28 protein-coding genes and 1 pseudogene are annotated in these 24771 nt (G+C 66.0%); 13 read left to right on the top strand and 16 right to left on the bottom strand.

Translation table 11 applies throughout. The features are described from left to right. Positions 1–172: 172 nt before the first annotated feature. From rpsF to rplI, 4 genes are all read left to right on the top strand, one after another. Positions 173–478 (top strand): 30S ribosomal protein S6, encoded by a 306-nt coding sequence (gene rpsF / locus ACX80M_RS11315; RefSeq protein WP_011693941.1) that lies wholly within the window; start codon positions 173–175, stop codon positions 476–478. 73 nt (positions 479–551) lie between these two features. After that, positions 552–1133: a single-stranded DNA-binding protein gene (locus tag ACX80M_RS11310; RefSeq protein ID WP_056341689.1), complete on the top strand. Its 582-nt coding sequence runs from the start codon at positions 552–554 to the stop codon at positions 1131–1133. A 128-nt stretch (positions 1134–1261) separates the two neighbouring features. After that, positions 1262–1501 carry a 30S ribosomal protein S18 gene (gene rpsR / locus ACX80M_RS11305; RefSeq protein WP_003800144.1) on the top strand — a complete coding sequence of 80 codons (240 nt, stop codon included), beginning with the start codon at positions 1262–1264 and terminating at the stop codon, positions 1499–1501. Between the two features lie 17 nt (positions 1502–1518). Beyond that, positions 1519–1971: a 50S ribosomal protein L9 gene (gene rplI / locus ACX80M_RS11300; RefSeq protein WP_056341694.1), complete on the top strand. Its 453-nt coding sequence runs from the start codon at positions 1519–1521 to the stop codon at positions 1969–1971. A gap of 149 nt (positions 1972–2120) precedes the next feature. On the opposite strand, the gene ACX80M_RS11295 is transcribed toward rplI, so the two are convergent. The 8 genes from ACX80M_RS11295 to ACX80M_RS11260 form a co-directional block, all read right to left on the bottom strand. Continuing rightward, complete coding sequence (locus ACX80M_RS11295) at positions 2121–2300, bottom strand: hypothetical protein (protein ID WP_308293052.1); 180 nt, start codon at positions 2298–2300, stop codon at positions 2121–2123. A gap of 112 nt (positions 2301–2412) precedes the next feature. Beyond that, positions 2413–3465 carry a metallophosphoesterase family protein gene (locus ACX80M_RS11290; protein ID WP_252614507.1) on the bottom strand — a complete coding sequence of 351 codons (1053 nt, stop codon included), beginning with the start codon at positions 3463–3465 and terminating at the stop codon, positions 2413–2415. Beyond that, positions 3462–3686, bottom strand: a complete 225-nt coding sequence (locus ACX80M_RS11285) for a hypothetical protein (RefSeq protein WP_252614508.1) — start codon at positions 3684–3686, stop codon at positions 3462–3464. The genes ACX80M_RS11290 and ACX80M_RS11285 overlap by 4 nt, the downstream gene beginning before the upstream one ends. After that, entirely contained in the window at positions 3683–4021 is a 339-nt protein-coding gene (locus tag ACX80M_RS11280) for a hypothetical protein (protein WP_104062931.1), read from the bottom strand. Before ACX80M_RS11280 ends, ACX80M_RS11285 begins: the two co-directional genes overlap by 4 nt. Continuing rightward, entirely contained in the window at positions 4018–5796 is a 1779-nt protein-coding gene (locus ACX80M_RS11275; protein ID WP_252611454.1) for a glycosyltransferase, read from the bottom strand. Before ACX80M_RS11275 ends, ACX80M_RS11280 begins: the two co-directional genes overlap by 4 nt. Beyond that, positions 5793–7076, bottom strand: a complete 1284-nt coding sequence (locus ACX80M_RS11270) for a lipopolysaccharide biosynthesis protein (protein WP_252611456.1) — start codon at positions 7074–7076, stop codon at positions 5793–5795. The genes ACX80M_RS11275 and ACX80M_RS11270 overlap by 4 nt, the downstream gene beginning before the upstream one ends. Beyond that, positions 7066–7896, bottom strand: coding sequence for a glycosyltransferase (locus tag ACX80M_RS11265; RefSeq protein WP_459309686.1), 831 nt, complete (start codon positions 7894–7896; stop codon positions 7066–7068). Before ACX80M_RS11265 ends, ACX80M_RS11270 begins: the two co-directional genes overlap by 11 nt. A 1-nt stretch (position 7897) precedes the next feature. Continuing rightward, positions 7898–8989: a hypothetical protein gene (locus tag ACX80M_RS11260; RefSeq protein WP_141138841.1), complete on the bottom strand. Its 1092-nt coding sequence runs from the start codon at positions 8987–8989 to the stop codon at positions 7898–7900. A gap of 452 nt (positions 8990–9441) precedes the next feature. Here ACX80M_RS11260 and ACX80M_RS11255 point away from each other — a divergent pair, with 452 nt between their 5' ends. Both ACX80M_RS11255 and ACX80M_RS11250 read left to right on the top strand, forming a co-directional pair. Beyond that, a complete protein-coding gene (locus tag ACX80M_RS11255; RefSeq protein WP_459309685.1) occupies positions 9442–10068 on the top strand; it encodes a CE1759 family FMN reductase in 627 nt (208 codons plus the stop codon). 102 nt (positions 10069–10170) lie between these two features. After that, a complete protein-coding gene (locus ACX80M_RS11250; RefSeq protein WP_256472992.1) occupies positions 10171–10551 on the top strand; it encodes a zf-TFIIB domain-containing protein in 381 nt (126 codons plus the stop codon). Positions 10552–10618: 67 nt separating this feature from the next. On the opposite strand, the gene ACX80M_RS11245 is transcribed toward ACX80M_RS11250, so the two are convergent. Next, positions 10619–11191, bottom strand: a complete 573-nt coding sequence (locus ACX80M_RS11245) for a hypothetical protein (RefSeq protein ID WP_252611463.1) — start codon at positions 11189–11191, stop codon at positions 10619–10621. Positions 11192–11193: 2 nt separating this feature from the next. Beyond that, entirely contained in the window at positions 11194–11649 is a 456-nt protein-coding gene (locus ACX80M_RS11240; RefSeq protein WP_056341733.1) for a hypothetical protein, read from the bottom strand. Positions 11650–12339: 690 nt separating this feature from the next. Here ACX80M_RS11240 and dnaB point away from each other — a divergent pair. Next, positions 12340–13722, top strand: coding sequence for a replicative DNA helicase (dnaB, locus tag ACX80M_RS11235; protein WP_058930676.1), 1383 nt, complete (start codon positions 12340–12342; stop codon positions 13720–13722). Positions 13723–13785: 63 nt separating this feature from the next. Here dnaB and ACX80M_RS11230 read toward each other — a convergent pair whose 3' ends face one another. Both ACX80M_RS11230 and ACX80M_RS11225 read right to left on the bottom strand, forming a co-directional pair. Next, on the bottom strand, positions 13786–14754 hold the full coding sequence (locus tag ACX80M_RS11230) for an acyl-CoA thioesterase (RefSeq protein WP_252599684.1): 969 nt from the start codon (positions 14752–14754) through the stop codon (positions 13786–13788). Positions 14755–14877: 123 nt separating this feature from the next. After that, positions 14878–15210: pseudogene (locus ACX80M_RS11225) on the bottom strand (rhamnogalacturonan lyase family protein); the annotation flags it as partial. Positions 15211–15274: 64 nt separating this feature from the next. Here ACX80M_RS11225 and aztD point away from each other — a divergent pair. Beyond that, positions 15275–16570, top strand: coding sequence for a zinc metallochaperone AztD (aztD, locus tag ACX80M_RS11220; RefSeq protein WP_252614510.1), 1296 nt, complete (start codon positions 15275–15277; stop codon positions 16568–16570). 96 nt (positions 16571–16666) lie between these two features. Here aztD and ACX80M_RS11215 read toward each other — a convergent pair whose 3' ends face one another. Continuing rightward, complete coding sequence (locus ACX80M_RS11215; protein ID WP_252599682.1) at positions 16667–17101, bottom strand: DoxX family protein; 435 nt, start codon at positions 17099–17101, stop codon at positions 16667–16669. A gap of 128 nt (positions 17102–17229) precedes the next feature. Here ACX80M_RS11215 and ACX80M_RS11210 point away from each other — a divergent pair, with 128 nt between their 5' ends. The 3 genes from ACX80M_RS11210 (at position 17230) to ACX80M_RS11200 (ending at position 19673) form a co-directional block, all read left to right on the top strand. Beyond that, positions 17230–18582 carry an MATE family efflux transporter gene (locus ACX80M_RS11210; protein ID WP_252611469.1) on the top strand — a complete coding sequence of 451 codons (1353 nt, stop codon included), beginning with the start codon at positions 17230–17232 and terminating at the stop codon, positions 18580–18582. A 25-nt stretch (positions 18583–18607) separates the two neighbouring features. Continuing rightward, positions 18608–19198, top strand: a complete 591-nt coding sequence (locus ACX80M_RS11205) for a hypothetical protein (protein ID WP_252611472.1) — start codon at positions 18608–18610, stop codon at positions 19196–19198. Between the two features lie 103 nt (positions 19199–19301). Continuing rightward, positions 19302–19673, top strand: a complete 372-nt coding sequence (locus ACX80M_RS11200; protein ID WP_058930682.1) for a hypothetical protein — start codon at positions 19302–19304, stop codon at positions 19671–19673. On the opposite strand, the gene ACX80M_RS11195 is transcribed toward ACX80M_RS11200, so the two are convergent. Beyond that, positions 19670–20215 carry a CGNR zinc finger domain-containing protein gene (locus tag ACX80M_RS11195; protein ID WP_252599679.1) on the bottom strand — a complete coding sequence of 182 codons (546 nt, stop codon included), beginning with the start codon at positions 20213–20215 and terminating at the stop codon, positions 19670–19672. The genes ACX80M_RS11200 and ACX80M_RS11195 overlap by 4 nt on opposite strands. Positions 20216–20286: 71 nt before the next feature. On the opposite strand from ACX80M_RS11195, the gene ACX80M_RS11190 reads away from it, so the two are divergent. Further along, positions 20287–21291, top strand: a complete 1005-nt coding sequence (locus tag ACX80M_RS11190) for an EamA family transporter (protein ID WP_252599678.1) — start codon at positions 20287–20289, stop codon at positions 21289–21291. A gap of 170 nt (positions 21292–21461) precedes the next feature. Here ACX80M_RS11190 and ACX80M_RS11185 read toward each other — a convergent pair whose 3' ends face one another. Continuing rightward, a complete protein-coding gene (locus tag ACX80M_RS11185) occupies positions 21462–21725 on the bottom strand; it encodes a WXG100 family type VII secretion target (RefSeq protein WP_252611473.1) in 264 nt (87 codons plus the stop codon). A gap of 234 nt (positions 21726–21959) precedes the next feature. Between ACX80M_RS11185 and ACX80M_RS11180 the strand changes: the two genes are divergently transcribed. Further along, positions 21960–22232 carry a DUF2277 domain-containing protein gene (locus ACX80M_RS11180; RefSeq protein WP_104062916.1) on the top strand — a complete coding sequence of 91 codons (273 nt, stop codon included), beginning with the start codon at positions 21960–21962 and terminating at the stop codon, positions 22230–22232. A gap of 89 nt (positions 22233–22321) precedes the next feature. Here ACX80M_RS11180 and ACX80M_RS11175 read toward each other — a convergent pair whose 3' ends face one another. Continuing rightward, entirely contained in the window at positions 22322–24748 is a 2427-nt protein-coding gene (locus tag ACX80M_RS11175; RefSeq protein WP_252614511.1) for a heavy metal translocating P-type ATPase, read from the bottom strand. Between the last annotated feature and the right edge of the window lie 23 nt (positions 24749–24771).

Below are 24771 nucleotides of genomic sequence, written 5' to 3'. Positions count from 1 at the left end.
CGTAGCCTTGAGTCAAGCGCGAATCGCCTATCCGGTCCAAATGCACTAAGATATTGAAGTCTGTGCTGCGCCCTGCCTCCGTTCTGTTGGCCGGGCATTGCACGGCATCGCAAATGAACCTCCTGTTACGGAAATGCCGTAACCGCTTAGCCCAAAGGAGGTGGGTTCACATATGCGTCCTTACGAATTGATGGTAATCATCGACCCCGAGGTCGAAGAGCGTACCGTTGAGCCGTCGCTTCAGAAGTTCCTGAACGTCATCACCAACGATGGTGGAACCATCGAAAAGGTTGACATCTGGGGCCGTCGTCGACTGGCTTACGAAATCAAGAAGAAGTCCGAAGGTATCTACGCCGTGGTGAACTTCACCGCCAAGCCGGACACCGCCAAGGAACTTGACCGCCAGCTGTCTCTTAACGAGACCATCATGCGCACCAAGATCACCCGCCCCGAAGAGCAGAAGGTTGTTGCTGAGTAATTTCAGCTCCGATTTTCATTCTTTACCCCGCAGGATCGAATTCTTCACCCAGGATCGAACAAGGAGGCAGTAGATGGCAGGCGAAACCACTATTACGGTCATCGGTAATCTCACCAGTGACCCGGAATTGCGGTTCACACCGTCAGGTTCGGCAGTCGCGAACTTCACCATCGCTTCCACCCCGCGCACCTTTGACCGCCAGTCCAATGAGTGGAAGGACGGGGAAACCCTGTTCCTCCGCGCAGCGGTTTGGCGTGAAGCAGCCGAGAACGTCGCAGAGTCCCTCACCAAGGGCATGCGCGTGATCGTTTCCGGCCGTTTGAAGAGCCGTTCCTACGAAACAAAAGAAGGCGAAAAGCGCACCGTTATCGAGCTCGAAGTCGATGAAATCGGCCCGAGCCTGCGTTACGCCAATGCCAAGGTCAACCGCACCCAACGCTCCGGTGGTCAGGGTGGTCAGGGTGGCTTCGGCGGCGGCAACAGCGGCGGCGGCTTCGGAGGCGGCAACACTGGTGGAAACCAGGGCGGCAACTCCGGTGGAAGCTTCGGTGGCGGCAACCAGCCGGCTGCACAGGAGGATCCCTGGGCGACGCCCGGTGTCTCCAATGCAGGTGGCGGCTGGGGCAACGGCCCCGATTCCGAACCTCCCTTCTAAACCAATCATTTAGGCCCGACGCCGGGACCGCCGAAAGTGCCGCAAGGCATCTGACGTGGCTGTCGCCGTCGGACCACCACCATCCCGTGGATCAACATCCACGGGCTCCATAGAATAGGAGCTCCACGATGGCTAAGGCTGAACTCCGTAAGCCCAAACCAAAGTCCAACCCCTTGAAGGCCGCTGACATCACTGTCATCGACTACAAGGACGTAGCATTGCTGCGCAAGTTCATCTCCGACCGCGGAAAGATCCGCGCCCGTCGCGTCACTGGCGTCACGGTGCAGGAACAGCGCAAGATCGCCCAGGCAATCAAGAACGCCCGCGAAGTTGCACTGCTGCCCTACTCCGGCGCTGGCCGCGGCTAAGGAAGGGACTGACTAACATGGCAAAGCTCATTCTGACCCACGAAGTAACCGGTCTCGGTGCCGCTGGCGACGTTGTCGAGGTCAAGGACGGTTACGCACGTAACTACCTGCTGCCCCGCAACTTCGCCCTGACCTGGTCGAAGGGTGGCGAGAAGCAGGTTGAGTCCATCAAGACTGCCCGCGCCGCCCGCGAGCACGCTTCCCTGGAAGACGCTCAGAAGCAGGCCGCTGCACTCTCCGCGAAGCCGGTCAAGCTCGTCGTCAAGGCTGGCGAGACCGGACGCCTGTTCGGCACCGTCAAGCAGGCCGACGTAGCCGACGCTGTTGAGGCCGCTGGCCTTGGCAAAATCGACAAGCGCAAGGTTGAACTGCCGGCACACATCAAGTCGGTTGGTTCCTACCAGGCCAACGTCCGCCTCCACGCTGACGTTGCCGCTGTGATCGAACTCAACGTAGTCGCAGGCAAGTAGCCTTTCCGGTTACGCAGCCTCAAACTGCACAAAAACCCCCGTTGCCGTCACCGGCGGCGGGGTTTTTTGTGCCCTGCGCTGCGCCGACATGGCACTTGGCGGCAGTGTCGGTGCCCGGGACTGCGGTTAAGTGCCATGTCGCGCGTCAGTCAGTAGTGGTACCGCCCAAAGCCCACGATGGTCGGCCCCCACATCTCGGGCTCTTTGCCGGTGATCTCCCTCATGAGCGCCAGCAGCCGCTGGCCATCACGGTGCCTGACAGGGTCCCCGACTGCGGCCAGGAATTCGTCCACTGAGGCGCCGGTTGCCTGGGTCTTGTTTTCAGCCATGACGGAAGTCTCGCAGAGCCCAGGTCACTTGTCAGCCGCGCCGGTCCGGATGGTAGCCAGCGGCGGTGAGCCGCAATACTCCCCCCCGCGCGCCGCCGGCGCGATGCCCGGCTCAGCCACCGTCCGGACGCCAGTACCGCAGCCCGCCGCTGGTGGTGCCGTCGCGGGCGACGTCGACCACGGCGTACGGGAACGCCCGACGGTCCGACTGGTCAGGTCCGCGACCGCGGACGTCCGAACACCACGTGCCGGTGTTGACGTATCGGGTGGGGCACGCCTCGAGCGCCGACTCGAGGGCCCGGTGGGTGTGGCCCGAGACGTACCAGGCCACTCCGGAACCGTGCGCCTCGAGGGTACGTGCGAACCGGCCCGCTGCAGCAGGAGCCTTCTCGCCGGTGACTCTGCGCCCGGCGGCCGAGAGCACTATGCGAGTCGCGGCGACCGGGAGCGCCGACACCGTCCGGAACCGGGACAGGCGCGCCAGGTCCCGAACGGCCACCCCGTCGAGCGCGAGCCGCAGTGACTCGCCCTGCAACAGCTCGTCGTACGCGGGCTCCCGAATGCGACGTTCCGCCAGCTCCGACGCCAGGCACGACCGGGCAACGGCCCGGGCACGGCCCAGGCGCGACCTCGACGGATGGGCGTGCCAGGCGGCGAGCGGCGGAAGGTCCAGCTCGTCGGTGCCGTTGACCGCCGCGCGGAGCACCTCGGGAATCCGGTGCAGCGCGTGGTGCTGGTGCCCGTGCTCGGCCACGAGCACATGGGGCACGTGCAGGAACCACGGGTGCACCCGGACCCGCGTGGGCTCTGCGGGGGACAGCAGCGCCGACAGGCGGGCCGCAACCGAGGGCCGGGCCAGCTCCACATCGTGGTTTCCGCACACGAAGTGCAGGTGCACGCCGCGCGCCGCACACTCCTCCAGCGCCCGGAACGTCTCGAGATGTCGGACGAGGATGGACTCGAGCCGGGCCAGGCTCTCGTCCTCATTGACCCCAGCCAGCTCGAACGTGTCACCGACAAAGACGACGTGCTGCTGCAGACCGGAGGCAGCGAGCACCTCGCGGCGCAGGAAATCGGGCAGCACTTTGCCGGGGCACCGGGGGTCGTCGTCGGACACACCCAGGTGCAGGTCGCTGAGGAGCCACCACCGTGCCGGGCGGCTCACGCTAGCAGTTCCAACACACGTGGAAGGAAGAAGAGCAGGGACACCATCCACATGACGGCCACGACCCTGCGGCTCACTGTCCGGCCGAGTAGCCTCGGACGTGTCGTGGGCTGACCGGCTTCCGGCCCAACGCGTCGGACCTCAAGCCCGACGAGGGTAACGAGCAGGGCGAGGGTGACGACCAGCGCGGCTGTCGCGAGCAGTCCCGACAGATCGATCATGAAACGGCCTCCTGTCGTGCGCGTGCTATGCACGCGAGGATGGTGATGACGCCCATCGTGACAACGCATGCCTGCCACGACCACACAGCGAGGTAGAACATCGCCGTGGACACCGCCGTGAGGGCGGCGAGGCCAAGCGCCAGGACCAGCAGCGCGCGGAGCGCGAAGTCGGTAACCGGCGTGAGGCGGGCCAGTGCCTGCCCTGGAAGCAGGATGAGGACGGCTATCGCGGCGACCGCCTGCAGCGGTGTCGGCAGCCCGAGGAGCGTCACCAGCGACAGTGCGACGGCCGCGAGACCGAGCACCGCGGTGGGCCGGCTGATGCCGGCGTTCATGGTGTCACCCGGTAAACGCGTGCGTCAACGTTGCTGAACACGAGCTCCACGCCGTCCTGCGCGCTCAACCACGCCTCCAGCTCGTCGAAGCTGCCCTCGCTGCTGACGCCCCGGAGCACGAGACTCGCCTCCGACGAGCGCGTGAGCAGCACGACGGCACCGGCAGGGTTGTCCCTGGCGTCTTCGTAGACGAGTGGGCCGCACGTCGCCGTCGACAAGTCGGACTTGCACATGAAGTCGATCGTCCGGTACCGGTGTTCGAGGTATGCCTCGCTGCGCCACGGCGTCGGGGTGGACGCCGAGATGATCATCGAGCCGGGGGGCGCGAGACGCTTCACAGCGGCGACGGCGGTGATCTCATTGTCGGTGAAGACGTCATACTGGGCGTTCCCGAACCGGCCTGTCACGGTCATCCCGGCCAGCAGGAGGCACGTGAGCACAAGGCCACCCGCGGCGCGGGAGGAGGGGCGTGTGCTGCCGTCCGCGGGAAGCAGGACCGAGCACGCCTGCAGGGCGATGAAGGGCAACGCGAAAAGCGAGACGCGGATGAGCATCTCCCCGCCGTACAACTGCACGGGGAAGAGCAGCAGTGGGGTGACGGCGAGGAGGACCACCCGGATGTCGAGACGCCCCCTGCGCCAGTCGCGCACGGCCCCCGCCGTGGCGAGCGCCCACAGCACGAGGGTGAGAAGGACCCTGACCTGCACCACGAGCACGTGGCCGGCAGTCCCGCTCACGCGGTCGACGACGTTGGCGTCGATCGCGGCCAGCAGTCCTCCTTCCGCCAGGGGTGGGTTCCCGGCGAGGTATGCACTGGCGGGAAAGACGAGCCAAAGCGCCAGCACGACCGCGGTGATCAGGGGCAGCCGGCTGGGCCAGACACGTCCGCTCAAGGTGAGAGCGGTAACGGTGATGAGCACCAGGAACGGCGTCAGCTGATGGCTCGCACAGATGACCGTGATGAGCAAGAGGGTCACCGCGAGGGCGCTCACCCGGTGCCCCGGCCGGTGCTCTGCGGGCGACCGCCCTAGCCACCACGCCGTCAGGTCGGCGCGTCCGAAGCCGAGAAACTTAGGGGTCCGCGCGGCCAACGGGCCAAGGACCAGCGCGATCACGACGAGGTACAGGAAGAAGCCGAAGGCCTGGGGAGACAAGTAGTCCTGGTCCTGCCAGTTGCCGAGGCAGAAGATCCAGAGCACGAGCCAGCGCCGCCGCGGATCGCGCGTCAGGTAGCCCGTCAGCACACTCAGGGCAGCGAGCCACAGTCCCATGTTGAGCACCGGTGCCCACAGGGCAACGGTCACCGGGTCGAGACCGGTCGCCTTCAGCACCGTCGCCAGAAGGGCGAAGAAACCCGGCCAGTTGAAGTAAGCATCGATGTCGGGGTCGATCCCCTCGGTGCGCGAGAGGGCGTCCGCAATGCCGAGATGACGGAACGCGACCTCACCCCGCGGTACGTCCGTCACGAAGGCTGCGGTCCCGAAGAGCACGAGCACCAGCACCACGACCAGCCACAACATGACCGGGCGGCGCGCCGGGCCCGCGGCATCTCCGCGCAGCGCCACGATGAAGGCGACGTTCAGGATCAGAACCCCCACCCAGAACGGGTAGGGGAGCACGGCGGCGAGCCCCAGATCGCTGCTAACGGGCACTGCCACCGTGGACGCGGCCCACACGGCAAGAGCCAGTGACACTACTCCCGCCAGTGCGCACCACACGTCACGGGGCTTCCAGCGTCCCTGGATGCGGTTGGGTGCTTCAATTGTGGTGGTCATCGTGACTCCTTCGTGATGCGCCGGAGAACGGCGACTAACCGGAGGCCGGCCGCAACGGCCCCAATGGAGAGCACCACCAGCCACGCAAGGGCCATGGCGCCGGGGCCCGTTCCGGCGACGAACAGCGCTGAGGTGCAGAGGGCGACTCCGAGCGTCACGCCTACTACGATCGGCTCTGTGTAGCGGCCGAGAGCCCGGCACACGGCGTTGTACGCCTGCAGCACCGCGTACGGCACCAGTCCGGCCGCCAACCACCGCAGAGCGTCCGCGGATGCGTCGGCGTACCGCTCGCCCAGCAGACTGAGCAGCGGGTGAGCGAGGAGGACGAGGACGACTGCCGCCAGACCTCCTACGGCAAGCGACCAACGGAGACTCGCCCAGGTTGTAGACACCAGGCGGTGCGGGTCGCGGACGCCTTCGGAGAACTGGACGATGCCCATCAACATCGGAGCGGAGTAGGCGGCCCAGGCCATCATCCATGCGGGATACCAGTAGGCAGCGATCTCCGGCGCCACCGTGTGGGCCAGCAGGAGCGGCAGCACCAGCCCGGGGGCGCGCTCGGTGAGGGTGAGGAGCTGGTACGGAATACCCACCGCCAGCAGTGGACGGCCGCGCGCCGAGCGCAAGGATGGTCGCGGCCGGTAGCCAATCAGTTTTCGCAGCTGGATCACACCGACGACGCACGCCACCGTATTCCCGAGGGTCCAGCAGGCCATTACGACGTCGGCGGAGGCGCCGTGCGCCTGCCAGGACACGAGCGCTGCAGCCCCGAGTGAAACCCCGCCGCCCAACGCGTACCTCAAGGTCGCGCTGGCACCGCGTCCCAACGCCACGAGCGCCTGGTCCAGCACAATCACCAAGGTGCCGGTGACGGCAGCCGCGAGGAACGTAAGCCAGAAGAGAACCGATGTCGACGCCGTGTCCGGCGCCACAGCCGACTGCAGCACGAGGTAGCCGAGGGCCAGCACGGTGCCGGCTACCCCCACGATGGCGAACGCCGAGTCCAGCACCCGTGCGGGGGGCTCTCCTCGCCCCACCGCGACGATTACGGCCGACCCGGCACCCAGCACCGCGAGCTGCGTGCAGATCATCACTGCCGCGACCGCGGCCATGGTGAGCCCGACCTCACGGTCTGACGTCGCGCGCGCGGCCACGACCCAGAAGGCAAAACCCCAGCCAATCTGGGCAGCCTTGCCCACGATGAGGCCGAGGGAGCTGCGCAAAGCGGAGTGCCGGACGGTCGAGCCGTCCCGGACAGTGGTCCCCCGCTCAGCGCTCACGACGCAACCCCTTCGCCAGGCCGGCGTAGTTATACCAGCAGAAGGCGAAGTAGTAGCGCAGCCACCGTGGCTGGCCCGCGGCGAGGCTCAAGGCGCTGCCCCGGACTGCCGCGGCGAAGGGCAGCAGCGCCAACCTCGCACCGCGCCAGCCGTGCTTGCGGACCATCCGTCCCAGTCCCGTTCCGTCCATGAGGAACTGGTCGAGCGCGAAGTCGAAGTCGTCTGCGGCAAAACGATGTTCGACGACGACCCGGCGTGACACCGCCGTTCGCAGCCCTGACTCCCGCATCCGCCAACGCAGCTCGATGTCCTCTCCCGACTTGAACGAGTCGTCGAAACCCACGCCCAGCATGAGGTCCCGGTCGACGACCGTCGCCACAAGCCCGAACCAGTTGCGGCTGCGGCCGGTGCGATGGTGATGTGCCAGCGCCTGCCCCCAGTAGCCCGGTCCAGCGACACTCTCCAGACCGGCCTGGAGGGCGTCGTAGCCGCCCTCGACCAGCTCCGTGAGCAGGTCGGCAACCCCCGTGGGCCCGAACACGACGTCGGCGTCGACGAGCAGGACCCAACGGGTGCTGCTGCTCTGCACACCGAGCGTTCGAGCCCATGGCAGGCCGCGCCCCTCGTCACTCAGGACCCGGGCACCGGCCGCTAGGGCGAGGTCGACGGTGCGGTCGGTGGAGCATCCGTCCACCACGATGATCTCGGCTACACCTGACTGACGCAGGGCCCCCAGACAGCGCGGGAGCAGGTGCTCCGCGTTGCGGGCCGGAACGACCGCGGTGATCTCGGCAGGGCTGTGACTCTCTGTGTCCCGCACTTCAGGCCTCCTGGTCGAGGACCGACGGCAGCAGCTCCTCGAGATACCGGACAATGTCGTCCGACGCTTCGTCCGCCGTGTACGCGGAGGGCACCTGCAGCAGGTGGCAGGGACGTCCGTCGAGTGCCTTGCTCAGCACGACCCCCTTCGCCGCGAAGTGCTCGCGCCACGGGAGGACGGACGTGGCCGCCAAGCCAGTCACGACCCGCTGCGAGAAGCCCGCCATCTCGATGTGGAAGTTGCCGATCATGCGGTCGACCATCCAGTCGCTCGTCCGCTCGACGATCCGAGACCGGGCGCCCTCGAAGCGCTCGATGTAGATGGCGGCCGCGAGCGGGGCCGAGGTCGTCACTTCTCGCCCCGGGAACGCGGTCCCCGCCTCGACCATGCGGTGCTCCGGCGACCATCGCCGGGAGAAGTCCGCGAGGCGCGGATAACGGATGACGTAAGGATGCACCACCGTCGTGAGACGGCCGACGCTCTTCGAGAGCTGTGACGGGACGAGGGGTTTCCGGACACCTTCGAACAGGTGCGGGTAGATGGCCCGGTGGTGCGGCTTGATGAACATCGGCTTCGCGTAGCCGAGCAGCGTGGCGTCCTCGGCGAGGAAGGCCCAGTCGTCACCCATGAACGACCACCCCTCGCGCCGCATCAGCTTGGCAGCGGTGCTCGTCTTACCGGTCCCTCCGGCGGCGGGAAGCGCAATCGCGTGACCCCGGTACGCCATCGTTGCCGCGTGGATCATGCCGGCTCCTCGACCGACCATGGCGACATCGAGAACAGGGACCACGGAGGTCAACAGCTCACCCGGTCCGTGAATGCGCCACTGCTCTGCGTCTCTCACGATCTGGACGCGATCGGCTTGGAAGCGCACGCTGTTCCCCGTGTACGCGAGCTCGTGCTCGAGCAGACCCGCATCCGGCATCGGCTCCGGCCCGGCGTCGACGACGATGTCGGCCGGCCGTTCGGTGTCGGTGGCGAAACACGCCAACATGCTCTGGAGCTGGGTCGCTGACGGCGCCTTTGCGTCGACGCGGATCGTGATGCGGCCGTGGATGTCGAAGTGCAGTGCCTTGCTCTGCCAGGTGCGCATGGTCGTCTCCTGTCTGGGGTGGTCTCGGTCGGATGGTGTCTCGGCCCCGGCGACTAATCCAGCCAGTGCCTCTAGAGGAATTCGAAACCCCCGGCCGAGTGACCCTGCCCGTAAATTGAGCATATGACCAGCCCGGCCAGGTAAACACCAGTACTGAGTACTCGCTTTTTGTATCGCGTCCTACATAGGGAATTTCGTGCTCCCGCCAGAGCTAGGTGTGGAGGGGCAGCGCCGAGTGACCTGTTAGGTGGAGTGGGGACTTATCCCGTAACGCTTTAGGTAGAAGGGGTGCCCCTCCCGCGCATCCAGGAAAACGCAGATGCTCATTTCATGCCGCCTGGAGTGCAACCGCCGGTGACCTGGCACCGCTGGAATAAACGCGGACAGGCATCGGTTATCTCGATACATGCAAACACATGTATCATAGGCTGTACCGAACCTCAGGAGTCCAAGTGGAAACCCGCCGCATCACCGTACTGTCCGCCGGCCTGGGCGTGCCGTCCTCGAGCAGGCTGCTCGCCGACCAGCTCGCCGCTGCAGCAGAGCACCGCCTCGCCGATGCGGTTTTCGAGGTGAAGGTTGAGGTCGTTGAGCTCCGGGACCTCGCGGTGGACATCGCCAACAACTTTGTCACCGGCTATGCGGCCCCTCGCCTGGCGGATGTCATTGCCGGCGTGGAGGCAACCGACGGCATCATTGCCGTTAGCCCGGTGTTCAGCGCTTCCTACAGCGGCCTGTTCAAGTCCTTCATCGACGTCCTGGACCCCAAGTCCCTGGACGAGAAGGCCGTCCTGCTGGGCGCCACCGGCGGTACCGACCGCCACCAGATGGTCCTCGAGTACGCCATGCGCCCGCTGTTCAGCTACCTGCGCACCAGGATGGCCGCTACGGCCGTTTTCGCCGGCCCCCAGGACTGGGGTAAAACGGACGACGGCGGCTCGCCCTTATCGTCGCGGATCGACCGTGCGGCGGCTGAGTTCGCCGCCCTCCTCGCGGAGGATCAGCCCGGCCGCAAGCCGGCGGCACTGGAGTCCCTGCCGTTCGAACAGCTCCTGGCAGGCATTTCCGGCGGACGCTAAGGCGCCGGTCCGCAAAGTCCGCGCCCGTCCGCAAAGCTCCCCCGTCAGCGCCCGGGATCCCGGCGTCTGAACTATTCGGTGTCCCCGGTCGTTGACCGGAACATGAAATGTCCTGTGGATTCAATTGACCTGATCATGAGCGAACGCAGCGGCGTCGAGATCGACTACTGCCCGCAGTGCCGCGGCGTCTGGCTGGACCGCGGTGAGCTGGACAAAATCATCGACCGCGCCAACGACGCTATGGACGGCGGCGCTCCTACGCCGGCGCGCCCGGTGGCCGCGGCGCCTGTCGCTGCTCCGGTTCCGCCCCCGCTGTATACGAACTTTGAACCCCGCCGCGAGCAGCCGCGGTACGAGCAGCCCCGTTACGACCAGCCGCGCTACGACGACCGGAAGTACGACAAGCCGGGGTATGACCGCGACCACGACCGCCGGCGGCCCAAAAAGAAGGAAGGCTGGCTGGGAGACATCTTCGACTTCTGACGGCCGGACGGCGCACTGTGCCGCGGCTGGGAGCCTTGGGGTCCGGGAGCGTAGCCGCCCAGGATCCTTAGTCGTCCAGGAGGGCGATGAACTCGCGTGCCTGTTTCATGGAGATGTCCGAGTGCTTGGTCAGCGCAGTGGCGGCGCCTTCGGTGTCGCCACTGCGCGCCAACGTGCGGATGCGGCCGTAGATCTCGTCGTTGAGCATATTGCTGCTGACCTCACGCGTTACATCGCCCTTGCTGGCAATGGCGCGGTAGCGGTAGGGGAACCGCTGGGGCGTGTCGTCATCGTCGGGCTCCGCCTCCGCCGCTTCAGCGGCAGGGCTGCGGTAGGCCTGCGGGTGGGCGGCCAACGCCCCCACCGCGTCCCGGGATGCCCGCAGTCCTTCTCCTGTGGCCTCGTAGTACAGCTTGATGGCCGCCATCGCCTGTCCCTGGGCAATCAGCGCGTACAACCTGCGGTGCTGGTCCTCGGAGAGCTTGGTGGCGGCCCGGCGGGCCACCTCAATCGGATCCGGCGCAGGGGCCGTGCCGGCCTGCTTGGCGGCCGCCTGCCGCCTGCTGACCGCCCGGGCAGCCAATGCGACACCGGCGGCCACGACCGCGAGGATGATAACGGGGATCACGAGCGATTCCATTTCTAAAGCCGATCTACATACTTTTTGGCTGTCGCCAGGTCCGTTTGGGTTGCCTGGCGGAGGAGTTTGATGGCCTGGATCTTGTGCCCGTCGTGCGCCATTGTCTGCAACTGCATGGCCAGCTGAGGGTCCAGAATCCCGCCGGGGAGCGCCGCATAGCCATACTGGCCGGCACCCGCTCCGGACTGCCCGCGCCGTGCTGCCCGGGCATGGTCTTCCTGCTGCGATTGCTGCTGTTCGTTCTGGCTGGGCCGGGTGTTGGCTTCCAGGCGGGCACGCACGGCTGTTGCCACGCGTACCTGCTCGGCATAGTGCTCCGCAGAGCGCCTCGCCAGGTCCTGCTGGTACTTCTCGGCGTCGGACGTCCCGGAATTACGGGGTCTGAGGGCCGTCGTAAATGCCCAGATTATTGCCGCCAACACGCCAGCCGGCAGAAACACCATCAGTACATCGCCCATAATCAGAGCTTATGCCAGATGCCCGTTATCCACAGCACATTCCGGCCGTTGCATACAGCCGATTCGCTGTGGCGTCAAAAGATGCCGGCAGGTGTGCGATGCATCACTAAACCGGTATGAATCGCCGGTGGAGGCGCTCGGATATCCGGATCTTTCAACAGCGCCACGCCGCAAGCTGTGGATGAAGGTTGCGAAAAAAAGAATTTAGTCCACATCTTCGACGAACGTTTTCGCAGGTCAGACGCCTATATACGGCAAAAGTTTTTTTGTTTCCACAGGTCCACCCACAGGCTGTGCACAAGCTATGCCCCTTAGTGCACAGGTTATCCACAGCCCTCCGGGTTGGCGGGCTTGGACGCTGGGGCGGTGGCGGCTACCGTTGCGGGATACCTGCTTTTGGGGTGCTGTGACGCCGTTGCGCACATGTGCTGTCGCAGCAGTGGAGGACTTCGGTCCGGCTGCTGCGGCGCTTTCTGTGGATAACTAGCGGAACATGGGGATAACTCCCACGCGCGTTGCGCAGACTCAACGTTGCGGAGGCTTCAATCGGGCCCGCCGCGCTTCATTGTCGGAGGCCGCTGATAGACCTGAACGTATGCCGTCCCGTGGAGGTCCCGCAGGAGGGCATCCCGGCAGGTGAATGACTTACTCGCCGCATCAAGTCGCGGCACACTATGGAGGACGGCAGCTTTGTCAGTAACGCACCTGGACTCGATCGAGGGTACCCGCGGATCAGAAGGCAGCCGTAAGCCACCACAGGACATTCCCGCTGAGCAGTCCGTCCTCGGCGGCATGATGCTGTCCAAGGACGCCATCGCTGACGTTGTGGAAATCCTCCGCGGACAGGACTTCTACCGGCCTGCGCACGAGACCATCTACGAGGCGATCATCGACCTCTACGGCCGCGGCGAGCCGGCGGATGCGGTTACGGTCTCGGACGAACTGACCAAGCGCGCAGAGATCAACCGGATCGGCGGACCCGCCTACCTGCACGAGCTCATCCAGACTGTCCCTACGGCCGCCAATGCCGGCTACTACGCCGAAATCGTGGCAGAGCGCGCCATTCTGCGCCGGCTCGTCAACGCAGGCACCAAAATCGTCCAGCTGGGATACGGTTCCGACGGTGAGGTGGAGGACCTGGTCAACCAGGCACAGGCCGAGGTTTACGCCGTCGCGGAGCGGCGCACAGCAGAGGACTATGTGGTCCTCAAGGACGTCATGGAAGCCACGGTGGACGAGATCGAAGCGTCCGGACACCGCGGGGAAGGCATGACCGGTGTGCCAACGGGGTTCTACGAACTCGATGAACTCACCCATGGATTGCACCCGGGGCAGATGATCGTTATTGCCGCCCGTCCGGCAGTTGGCAAGTCCACGTTTGCCCTGGACTTCGCCCGCTCGGCCGCCATCAAGAACAACCTGGCCACTGTGATGTTCTCGCTCGAAATGGGCCGGAACGAAATCGCCATGCGCCTGTTGTCCGCAGAGGCAACCATCGGCCTGCAGGACCTTCGCAAGGGCACCATCAAGGACGAGCAATGGTCCAAGATCGCCACCACCATGGGCCGGATGAATGATGCCCCGCTCTTCATCGATGACAGCCCGAACATGTCGCTGATGGAAATCAGGGCCAAGTGCCGCCGCCTCAAGCAGCAGCATGACCTGAAGCTCGTGATCCTGGATTACCTGCAGCTCATGAGCTCCGGCAAGAAGGTGGAGTCACGCCAGCAGGAAGTCTCCGAGTTCTCCCGTGCGCTGAAGCTGCTGGCCAAGGAACTCCAGGTTCCGGTCATCGCCCTGTCGCAGCTCAACCGTGGCTCCGAGCAGCGCCAGGACAAGCGGCCCATGGTCTCTGACCTCCGCGAATCCGGCTCCATCGAGCAGGATGCGGACATGGTCATCCTGCTGCACCGTGAGGACGTCTACGACAAGGAATCCCCGCGTGCGGGCGAGGCGGACATCCTGATCGCCAAGCACCGTAACGGCCCCACCAAGGACATTGTGGTGGCATTCCAGGGTCACTACTCGCGCTTCGCCAACATGGCGGCCGACGCCGGCGGCAGCGGCTTCTAAGGTCGTTCCCGCCGGGGCTGGCTGGCTGGTTTAGCCCTGCCCCAGCAGATGGATCCCTCCGTCTTAGCCCTGCCCCAGCAGGTGGTTGGGCAGCCGGTTCCCCGGGGCGGTCCCACGGATCTCGAGCAGTTCGCGGGCGTGGGCATGCAGGCGTTTGTCCTCCGCCGAGACCGGCACCCAGCCGGGGACGGGCACGGAGTTGCCGTCGGCGTCGCGGGCCACCATCACCGTGAGGCAATACGTGGTGAGGTTCAGTTCTTTGCCCTTCGGATCTCCGGAGCGCACATGTACGGCGATGTGCATGCCTTTCGTCCCGGTGTAGACCAGCCTGGCCTCGACCTCCACTACGTGGCCGATCAGCAGGGGCCGGTAGAAGCGCACGCCGCCGGAGAAGACCGCCACGGTGTCCATGCCGCAGTAGCGGGACGCGCAGACGTAGGCGGCTTCGTCGATCCACTTCATCACGATTCCGCCGTGCACTTTCCCGCCCCAGTTCACGTCCGTGGGGGCCGCCATGAACCGCAGCGTCACGCGTTCGGCGGTCCCGGCGTCGGTATATTCCTGGGCGTTCATGGCTTCGACGATCCGTTCACGGACCTTGATCCGCGCCAGGGCGTGGTCCCGCTGTTCGATCTCCGCGGCCGTGATCGGTTCGAACTGTTTGACGGGTATGGGCTTGCCGTTGTCGCCGACCGCCACAAAGATCACCATGCACTGGCTGCGCATCGTGGCAGGCCCGCCCTTGGGGTCGCTTGACGAGACGACGGTCCGGATGTGCATGGAGGAGCGTCCCGTGTAGACGATGGTGGCCTCCACCTCCACCATGTCGCCGCTGTTCACGGGGTCCGCGAAGTGGATGTTGCCCACGTAGGCGGTGACGCAGTAGGACTTGGCCCAGCCCACGGCGGCAGCGTACGCAGCCTTGTCCACCCATTCGAGGACGGTCCCCGCATCCACCGAGCCGCTGTGGCCCACATCCGTGGGGGCAGCCAGGAAGCGGAGGGTTACGGAATTGGCCGCGGTCTCAGTCATGCTGCGATCTTACTGAGGCGCGGTGTTACCGGAGGGTCGGGGCCGACACATACCCGCAACAGGTACTGCCCCACCCGCCCTTTTGGGGCGGACAGGGCAGTTCTGTCGGTGGACTACTGGAGGCTACTTTGCGCCGGTATAGGTGATATCCGGCTGTGCGGGCAGTTTCATGCCCACTCCGATGAAGAAGCTGGGGTGCGGCGGCTGGTTGTAGGCGATGTTCTCGCGCGCAACCGACTGCCGATACACAGGATCATGCATCAGGGTGCGGAGCCGGACGTCAGTGCCGGCGCTGGTGGTGTAGATCCGCAGTTCCGTGCTGTCCGACGACGGCCACGCAATTTCCTCACGCCAGTCACCGAGCAGATCGGCCTGGATGGCCGGAGTGCCCTTGGTGCTGTTGTTCGACTTCGTTCCGGCCGCCGTCAGCCATGACGCAGCCGAGGTCATCCAATTTGCATCACTATTGATAATGACTATCGTTAGTGATATGATAAAAACTCACTCACATCCCGGCCATATGCGCACTTATCCGCAGGCTCTCCCGGCAGTTCTCGCGGTTTCGGCACTGCTCCTCACGGCATGCGGGGCTGCTCCGGGCGCGGGCTCCGGACCGTCGCAGGGCGCAGGCCCTGACTCGGCCGGCACTTCCGCTTCTGCCACAGCAGGGCGGGCGAAGGAAGGCCAGGCCCCCACCCCTCGGCTGGTCCTGACCCACGACGCCGGCATTAGCGTTCTCGATGCGAAGACGCTGAAGCCCGTGGAGGAAGTGCCGCTGGAAGGCTTCAACCGCCTCAGCCCGGCGGGCGACGGCCGGCACGTTCTGGTGGCCACCGGAGATTCCTTCCGCGTCTTCGATGCAGGTGTGTGGACCGAGGCGCACGGCGACCATGGGCACTCCTATGCCGCCGCACCTCGGCTGACGGACCGGGCCTTCAGCGCCAGCAAGGCCGGCCACGTGGTCAACCACGCCGGGAAGACAGTGCTGTTCAATGACGGTTCAGGGAAGGTGGAGGTCTTTGATCCGGCCGCGCTGACTGACGCACTCAAGGCCGGCCTGCCCGAGACCAGCACCTACACCGCACCCGAAGCCCACCACGGCGTCGCCATCGCGTTGGAGGATGGGAAGCTGCTGGTCACCCTCGGGAACGAGGAGGGCCGCACTGGCCTGGCGCTGCTGAGTGCGCCGGAAAATGGCGGCGGGCAGGGACGCGGTGAACTGCTCCGCAACCAGGAGTGCCCCGGCGTGCATGGTGAGGCAGTGGCGGGCCATGAAACCGTGGTGGTGGGCTGTGAGGACGGCATGCTGGTCTACCGCAACGGCGCCTTCACCAAGGTTGCAGGCCCTGACCCGTACGGCCGCATGGGCAACCAGGCCGGAAGCCATGAATCTCCCGTGATCCTCGGCGATTACAAGGTGGACAGGGACGCTGACCTGGAGCGGCCCACCCGGATCTCGCTGGTCAACACCGACACCGGGACGCTGCAGCTGGTGGACCTGGGCGCCAGCTATTCCTTCCGTTCCCTGGGCCGCGGTCCGGGCGGGGAGGCTCTGGTGCTGGGCACCGACGGGGCGCTTCATGTGATTGATCCGACGACGGGCGAAGAGAGCACTGCCATTTCCGTGGTTGGCGCCTGGACGGAGCCGGATGCCTGGCAAGATCCCCGCCCGACCCTGTTTGTCCAGGGTTCAACCGCCTACGTCACAGAACCGGCTGCTTCCAGGATCCATGCCGTGGATCTCAAATCCGGGAAAATCATCAACAGCACGGACCTGGACCACGTGCCCAACGAACTGACCGGGGTGACCGGCTGACGCTCCTGCCACGGCAAAGACGTTAAAAGCCCGACGGCGGACCGGCACCTGGGTGCCTGTCCGCCGTCGGGCGCTGCTCGTTGAGGAGGAGTCCGCTTAGGCGAGGACTGCCAGTTTGGAGCCCTTGCGGCCGAACAGGACGCGGTCCACGGACACGCGGCCGGCTCCGGTGAGTGCGAGTGCCAGGGCGGCAGCGCCCAGGAGCAGCACCAGTTCGTACCCGCCCTTGTCGGCGAAGACTCCTGCCGAGGCGTGCACCAGGAAGAAGGCGCCGATCATGTTTACGGCCAGCAGGGCGGCCACCACGCGGGTGAGTACGCCCAAGATGAGGGCAATGCCGCCAGCCAATTCGAGGCCTGCGACGAGGGGCGCTGACACGTTGGCTGCCGGAACGCCCATCTGGGTGAACGCGGCCTGGGTGCCGGCGATGGTCCATTCGTTGAACTTCTGCCAGCCGTGGGCGGCGAAGAGGAAGCCGAGGGCGACGCGCAGGACGGTGATGGCAGTGGTGGTGAGGCGTGACTGATTCATAAATCGAGTCTCTCTGACCATTAGTTGAAGTGTCAACTAATGGTCCGCCATTGTGTCCTTTGTCATGACTTCCGGCGTCACGGAAGCGGAGCAGCCAGGTGGGCGGTGCCGGCCGTTAGGCTGAAACCGTGCCCAACCAATCCGCCCCCGCTGCCGTCCAGCGTCCCGCCAGCCATGCCCGGGAAATCCTGCGGCTCGCCGTGCCGGCGTTCGGCGCACTGATCGCCGAACCGCTGTTCCTGCTCGCGGATTCGGCCATTGTGGGCCATCTCGGCGTGGCCCAGCTGGCCGGGGTGGGGCTCGCCTCCGCCGTGCTGCACACCGCCGTCGGCCTGATGGTTTTCCTCGCCTACTCCACCACCCCGGCGGTGGCCCGCGCGATGGGACACGGCCAGCTGGGCAAGGCACTCGCGGCCGGGCGCGACGGCGTCTGGCTGGCACTTCTGCTCGGCTTGGTCCTGGCTGTGGCTGGCTTCTGGGCTGCTGAACCGCTGGTGGCCCTGATGGGGGCGGAGGGTGAGGTTCGCGCGTTCGCCGTTGACTATCTCCGCTGGTCCATGCCCGGCCTGGTGGCCATGCTGCTCATCTTCGCAGGCACCGGCGTCCTGCGCGGATTGCAGGACACCAGGACGCCGCTGCTCGTGGCCACCGCAGGCTTTGCCTTGAATATTGTCCTCAACCTGTGGCTGGTCTACGGGCTGGACTGGTCCGTTGCGGGCTCGGCGGCAGGCACCAGCGTGGCCCAATGGGCCATGGCGGCCGTCTATCTGGTGATGGTCCAGCGCAATGCCGCCCGGCACGGCATCAGCCTGTGGCCCGACTGGAGCGGCATCCGCGCAATGACCCGGGTCGGTTCGTGGCTTATGCTCCGCACGCTGAGCCTGCGCATCGCCATCCTGGCCACGGTATTTGTGGTCACGGGGCAAGGTGCCGTCAACCTGGCGGCACACCAGCTGGCCATGACCATCTTCTCGTTCCTCGCCTTTGCCCTCGATGCCCTTGCCATCGCCGCCCAGGCCTTGATCGGCAAGGAACTGGGCGCCTCCAACGCCGTCAGGGCGCGGCACCTGACCCGGACCATGATCCGCTGGGGCATTGGATTCGGCGTGGTCACGGGAGCCCTGCTGGCCGTCGCGGCGCCCTGGGCAGGGGTGCTGTTCACTTCCGACGCCGGCGTCCAGTCCGTGCTGACCTACGCCCTGTGGATCCTGGCAGCCGGTCAGCCTCTTGCCGGGTTTGTTTTTGTCCTGGACGGCGTGCTGATCGGCGCCGGGGACGCCAGGTACCTGGCGCTGGCGGGCGTGGTCAACCTCGCTGTCTACGTCCCCATGCTCGTGGCCGTTGCCGTCTCCGGCATGTCCGCCGCCGCAGGCCTGGTGTGGCTGTGGGCCGCCTTTGCGCTGGGGTACATGGCCGCCCGGGCGCTGACGCTGGGCCTGCGCGCCCGGGCGGACCGCTGGATGGTGCTGGGTTCGCCATAGGGCCGGCGGCCACTAAACTGGACCGGTGAACCAACCACTGACGCCCACAGATGCTCCCGCCGGCACCGCCCAGCAGGCAGACCTGTGGAAGCCGGTTCTGCTCCGGGCCGTGGCCGCACTGTTGTTCGGCGCCGCGACCATTTTCTGGGCCGGACCGTCGGTCCAGGTCATGGGCTGGGCGGGCGGGCTGTACCTGCTGGCCACGGGCCTGCTGGTCCTCTGGGCCATCCCGAAGACCGGCTACGCGCGTGACGGCATGCCCGGCAAGATCCTCTCCGCCGCAGGGGCCGCCCTGGCAGGCGCCGGTGTTGCCCTGGCGCTGCTTCACGGGGACCGCGTCTTCGGCGTCGTCGCGGCAGTGGGACTTGGCCTGGCCGGAGCCGTGGAGCTGTACTGCGGCCTCAAGTATCGTCGCCGGCACGTGCTGGCCCGCGACTGGCTGGCCTCGGGCATCATCGGCCTTGGTACCGCGACGATCCTGCCCTTCTTCATCAGCCTCGGAGCCCATGCCCTGCTGGGCGTCGCCGGCGGCGGAGCCATCATCTCCGGTGTGCTCTGGGTCCTGTCGGGGCTGACGCTAAGGCACGATTCCCGGCCCGCCTCCACGAAGCCGTAAACTAGAAGCGAAAGGTTCTACCCGGCGTAGAAAACGCGCCCGGAACAACCCCACACATTCGAACCAGCACGCCCTTCGGCATGGCTGTAGGAGAGGAACTACCTTGGCAGACCAGAAACCAGGAAAACCGCGCAAGCTGCGGACCTCGGTGAAGGGGCCGCTGATGTTCTCTGCGTTCTGGGCCGTCCTCGCCTTCGTTACGGTGCTGATCTTCGCCTCCGGCGGCAGCTCGAAGACCCCGCGGTTCGACCTCGCCTTCACGGGCGCCGGCATCGCGTTCATCGTCACGCTGGTGATCGCGGCCATGCTGGCCATGAGCCACAAGGAGAACTCCGAACACCTGGGCAAGGGATCCGGCGTCAACCTGAGTTCCGCCCGGAAACCGTCGCACGGATTCGGGGGACACGGCCCCAGCCAGGCCGGCGGCGCCCCTGAGACTCCGGACGCTGACGGTACCGGCTCCAGCCACTCCTAGCGAACAATAGCCTGCCGCGCGCGGTACGCTGCCACGTGCGCGCGGTTGGCGCAGTTCCCGGTATCGCAATACCGTTTCGACCGGTTGCGGCTGAGGTCCAGGACCACGGCATCGCAGTCCTCGGCCTCGCACACGAGCATGCGGTCCATCTCCTTGCTCCGGATGACGTCCGCCAAGGCCATGGCGGCTTCGGTGCCCATGCGCTCTGCCAGCGGCGCGTCCCTGGCAGTGGCGTGCAGATGCCAGTCCCACTCATCGTGCTTCATTAGCTGGGGGAGTGCGTTGGCCTCGCGCAACAGGCGGTTGACGCCTGCCACAGCAGAGTCTTCGTCTGCAGTCCAGAGGGCGGCAAGCCGCCCGCGCAGTTCGTGGACACTCGACAGCTCCGCCGCATCGCGGGCGCGGGCTCCACTGAACCCCTCGGACTGAAGGAAATGATCCAGGTCCGCCACCGTGGCGAGCGATTCGCGTCCGTTGGCGGCGGTGTTGATCAGGTTGACGACGGCGCGCAGGGCTATTTCGGTGTCAGGGGCAAAGACCATCTTGACTCCTTACTGGGGTCGGGCGTAATGTCAGGACCATTATCACACTTTACTCCTGACAGGAGGCGTCGGTGACTGCCGCCCCTAACCCCGCAGCCGCGGGCGGATTCCTTGGCTCGGGCCTTGGAATCGCGTTGTTCTCCTCTGCCGTCTTCGGGCTCTCCGGCTCCTTCGCCAAAGCGCTCCTGGAAACCGGCTGGTCCCCGGGCGCTGCCGTGACGGCCCGCCTGACCGGTGCCGCGCTGATCCTCGCCGTTCCTGCCGTTCTGGCCTTGCGCGGACGGTGGTACCAGCTGCGCGACAACTGGGTCACCATCGGTCTTTTCGGCCTGATCGGAGTGGCCGCATGCCAGCTGTTCTACTTCAACGCGGTAGCCCGCCTGTCCGTGGGTGTAGCGCTGTTGCTTGAATACCTGGCTCCCGTCCTCATCGTCCTTTGGCTATGGGGAGCCAGCAAGAAGCGGCCACGGGCGCTGACCTTCGGCGGAACAGTGCTGTCGCTCGGCGGCCTGGTTCTCGTCCTGGACCTCACCGGAACGGTCAAGATCGACATCATCGGGGTCCTGTGGGGGGTGGCCGCTGCCGTATGCCTTGCCATCTACTTTTTCATCACGGCCAAGGAGAATGATTCCCTGCCGCCCATCGTCCTGGCGTCCGCCGGGCTGCTGGTGGGGGCAGCCGTTATGTGGCTGGCGGCCGCCACGGGACTGCTTCCCATGGCCTTCAGCACCGCGGATACCAGGCTCGGCCCCTGGATCACGCCCTGGTGGGTCTCCCTGGGTGGCCTGGTCATCCTGGCAACAGTCCTGGCGTACGTTTCCGGCGTTGTCGCTGCCCGCGCCCTTGGCTCCAAGGTTGCGTCCTTCGTTTCGCTGACCGAGGTGCTGTTCGCCGTGACCTGGGCCTGGCTGCTTCTGGGTGAGCTGCCCGGCGCCATCCAGCTCCTGGGCGGCGTCCTCATTGTCGGCGGGGTGGTTCTGGTCCGGCTGGACGAGCTGCGCTCCGGCACGGCCGCTGCAACTGTCGGTGCGCCCGCGCCGCTGGACCACGCGAACGACGTCGAACCTGTGCCCTGAGTGCCGGCTGCCTTGCCCTGTAGGACTTGCCCTAAAAGGCAGGTGCCACAGGCCGGGGCACCGCCGTCGCCCCGCCGTTGTGCCTCCCTTTCGTTGAGCACCCGCCGATAAATGCCGCGAGGGCCCGGACACTGTGCAGTGTCCGGGCCCTCGCAGTAGGGCTTCTGCGGTTAGCGTGAAGCCTGGTCCTGCTCGCTGGCGTTCTTGGTGGCCTTCTTGCTGGCATCCTTCAGCGCCTGGATGACCTGGTTCAGCGCCGCGGTGTGCGTGCCTGACCATTCGCCGCGGAAATGGTCGGCGTCCGGGCCCTTCCAGTTGGTGCTGTCCAGCACGCGCGTCAGGTTGGACCTCTGCTGCTCGATCTCGCCAGCACCGGCCTGCAGCTTGCTGCCAAGAGTCCTGAGCTGTTCTACATCTGCGCCCCAAATAGCCATCAGTTTTCTCCTCGTTGCCTTGGATCCGATCCAGATCGGCATCCCAGCGGCCCCCGGCTCACCCGGAAGATCCATTACCTGGAACCTATCCCGGCCCCAAATCACTGTCGATGGGCACCGCTGCCCATGCACCACTCCCCATGGGCCACAGCTCCCGGTGGTTGAATGTCGACAAGCTCGATCACCGGTGGGCGGGGGGTCGATCCGAAGCGTTCCAGAGCCTAGCATGGGCATATGTGCCGGAACATCCGAACCCTCCACAATTTCGAACCGCATGCCACCTCTGAGGAAGTGCATGCCGCCGCGCTGCAGTATGTGCGCAAGGTCAGCGGCAGCACCAAGCCGTCCAAGGCCAACGAGGACGCCTTCGAAGCGGCGGTGCACGAGATCGCCCACATCACCCAACACCTGCTGGATTCGTTGGTCACCCACGCTCCCGCCAAGCACCGGGACGAAGAGGCCGCCAAGGCAAGGGCCCGGGCGGCCGTGCGCTTCGGCACCGCCTGAGCGGCGCTTCCCCTGAAAGTAAGTAGCGCCAACAGTCGTTTTGAGCGTTCATAACGACAGTTAGCGCTACCTAGTTGGGTGGGCGCTGCCTACTTGCCGAAGCTGCGCAGCCGGAGCGAGTTTGCCACCACCAGGACGGAACTCGCCGCCATCGCGGCACCGGCAATCATCGGGTTTAAAAGGCCCAGGGCGGCCACGGGAATGCCGACGGCGTTATAGAAGAACGCCCAGAACAGGTTGGCCTTGATGGTGGCCAGCGTCCGCCGGGACAATTCGATGGCCTGCGCCACCTGTCCCAGGTCATTGCCCATGACGGTGAGGTCCGCCGCCTCTATGGCCACATCGGTACCGGAACCCATGGCGATGCCCAGGTCAGCCTGCGCCAGCGCGGCGGCGTCATTCACGCCGTCGCCGGCCATCGCCACAATGGCCCCGCCCGCCTGGAGCCGACGGACGGCGTCGACCTTCCCGGCAGGCAGAACACCTGCATAAACGTTGTCAGGGGAAATGCCGACGGCGGCAGCGACCTGCGCGGCCACCGCGGCGTTGTCCCCGGTCAGCAGAATGGGGCGCAGCCCGAGCTTCTTCAGCTTTGCCACAGCTTCCGCGGATCCCGGCTTCACGGTGTCGCGGAGACTGATGATGCCGGCAGGGGTGCCGTCCACCGCCACCCAGATGGCCGTGGCACCGGTAGCTTCCGCATCGGCCAGCGCCTCCATCTGCGCGCCGGAAGGGCGGACGTCGTTCTCCGTGAGCCAGCCGGTGCGGCCCGCGAGGATCACTCGCCCATCAGCGGTTCCCACCACTCCGCCGCCGGGTGCCGAACGGAAGTTTTCGACGGCGGGGAGCCGCCCGCCGTCGTCGTGCCCGGTTTGTGCCTCAAGGGCCGCGGCCGCGATGGCGTGTGCGATCGGGTGCTCCGATGCCGCTTCGACGGCGCCGGCGAGCCGCAGCACGTCCTTGCCCTGGTATCCGTCAAACGCGAGAGTGTTGGCCACGGCGAGTTTTCCGGTGGTGACGGTGCCGGTCTTGTCGAGCAGGATGGTGTCCACGGTGCGGGTGTCTTCGAGGACCTGCGGGCCTTTGATCAGGATGCCCAGCTGGGCGCCCCGGCCGGTTCCGGTGAGCAGTCCCACGGGAGTGGCAAGCCCCAGGGCGCACGGGCAAGCGATGACCAGGACGGTGACTGCGGCGGTGAAAGCTGCCCTGAGCTCGGCAGGCTCAATCACCGGGCTGCTGAATGCGAGCCACAGCGCAAACGTGAGCACGGCGAGGGCAAGAACTATGGGGACAAAGACGGCGCTGATCCGGTCGGCGAGGCGGGCGATGGGGGCTTTGCCGGTCTGCGCCTGCGAGACCAGCCGGGCCATCTGTGCCAGCGTGGTTTCGGAGCCCACGCGTGTGGCCCGGACCAGTAGCCGGCCGGAAGTGTTGATGGTGGCGCCCGTGACCTTGCTCCCGGGCTCCACCTCCACCGGGACGGATTCGCCGGTCAGCAGGGATGCGTCCACTGCTGAAATTCCGTCGATCACCTCTCCGTCCGTGGCGATTTTTTCGCCGGGGCGGACCACAACGACATCTCCCACGCGGAGCTGATCGGCGGGGACTTTATGTTCGGAGCCGTGGCGAAGGATGGTGGCGTCCCTGGCGCCAAGGTTCAGCAACGCCTTGAGGGCGTCGCCGGCCTTCTGTTTGGCGTTGGCTTCGAGGAACCGGCCAAGGAGCAGGAAGGTGGTGACCACGGCGGCCACTTCGAAGTACAGCCCGCCGCTTTCCATGCCCTCCATGGCCGGGTGTTCGGTCATACGGGGATCCAGGGCCAGTTGCCACACGCTGAAAAGGTAAGCGGCAGCGACGCCGATGGAGACGAGAGTGTCCATGGTGGACGCCAGGTGGCGGGCATTGACGGCCGCAGCGCGATGGAAGGGCCAGGCCGCCCAGCTGACCACCGGAAACGCCAAGGCCCCGGCTACCCAGCCCCAGTTGGGAAACTGCACGGCCGGAACCATCGAAATCGCGAGGACCGGGAGCGTCAGTATCGCGGCCACGATCAGGCGCGGGCGCAGTTGCGAGGAGGCGGGGCCGTGGGACATGTGGTCACCTTGCGCGCCGCCTTCGGCGCCATGCTCCGCGTGCTCGGTCGTTCCTCCCTTAGACGCACGCTTCCGCATGCCACCGGAGTCGGCGCTGTGCCCGTCTTCCGTACCGCCGTGCTGAGGCTGGTCGTGATCGGTGGCGTGGTGCTCGTGGGCGGTGCTTTGGCTCGGGTAGCGCGGGAGGCGGACGGTTGCTTTGTAGCCGGTGGCGTTGACTGTGTCCACTATTTGCTGGTCCGTGATGCCGGCCGGGACCGTGACGTGGGCGGATTCCAGCGGGAGGTTGACGGAGGCTTCGACGCCGTCGAGTTTGCCCAGCTTCTTTTCCACGCGGTTCACGCAGGAGGCGCAGGTCATGCCCTCAATGTCCAGTTCAACCACCCGGCTTTGAGGCTGGTGATGGAGATGGTCTGTGCTCATGATGGATCCCCCGATCAGACAGC

The organism is Pseudarthrobacter sp. MDT1-22 (assembly GCF_054511035.1).
The sequence above is the reverse complement of the archived record's forward strand: the minus strand, read 5'-3'. Positions and strand labels throughout refer to the sequence as shown.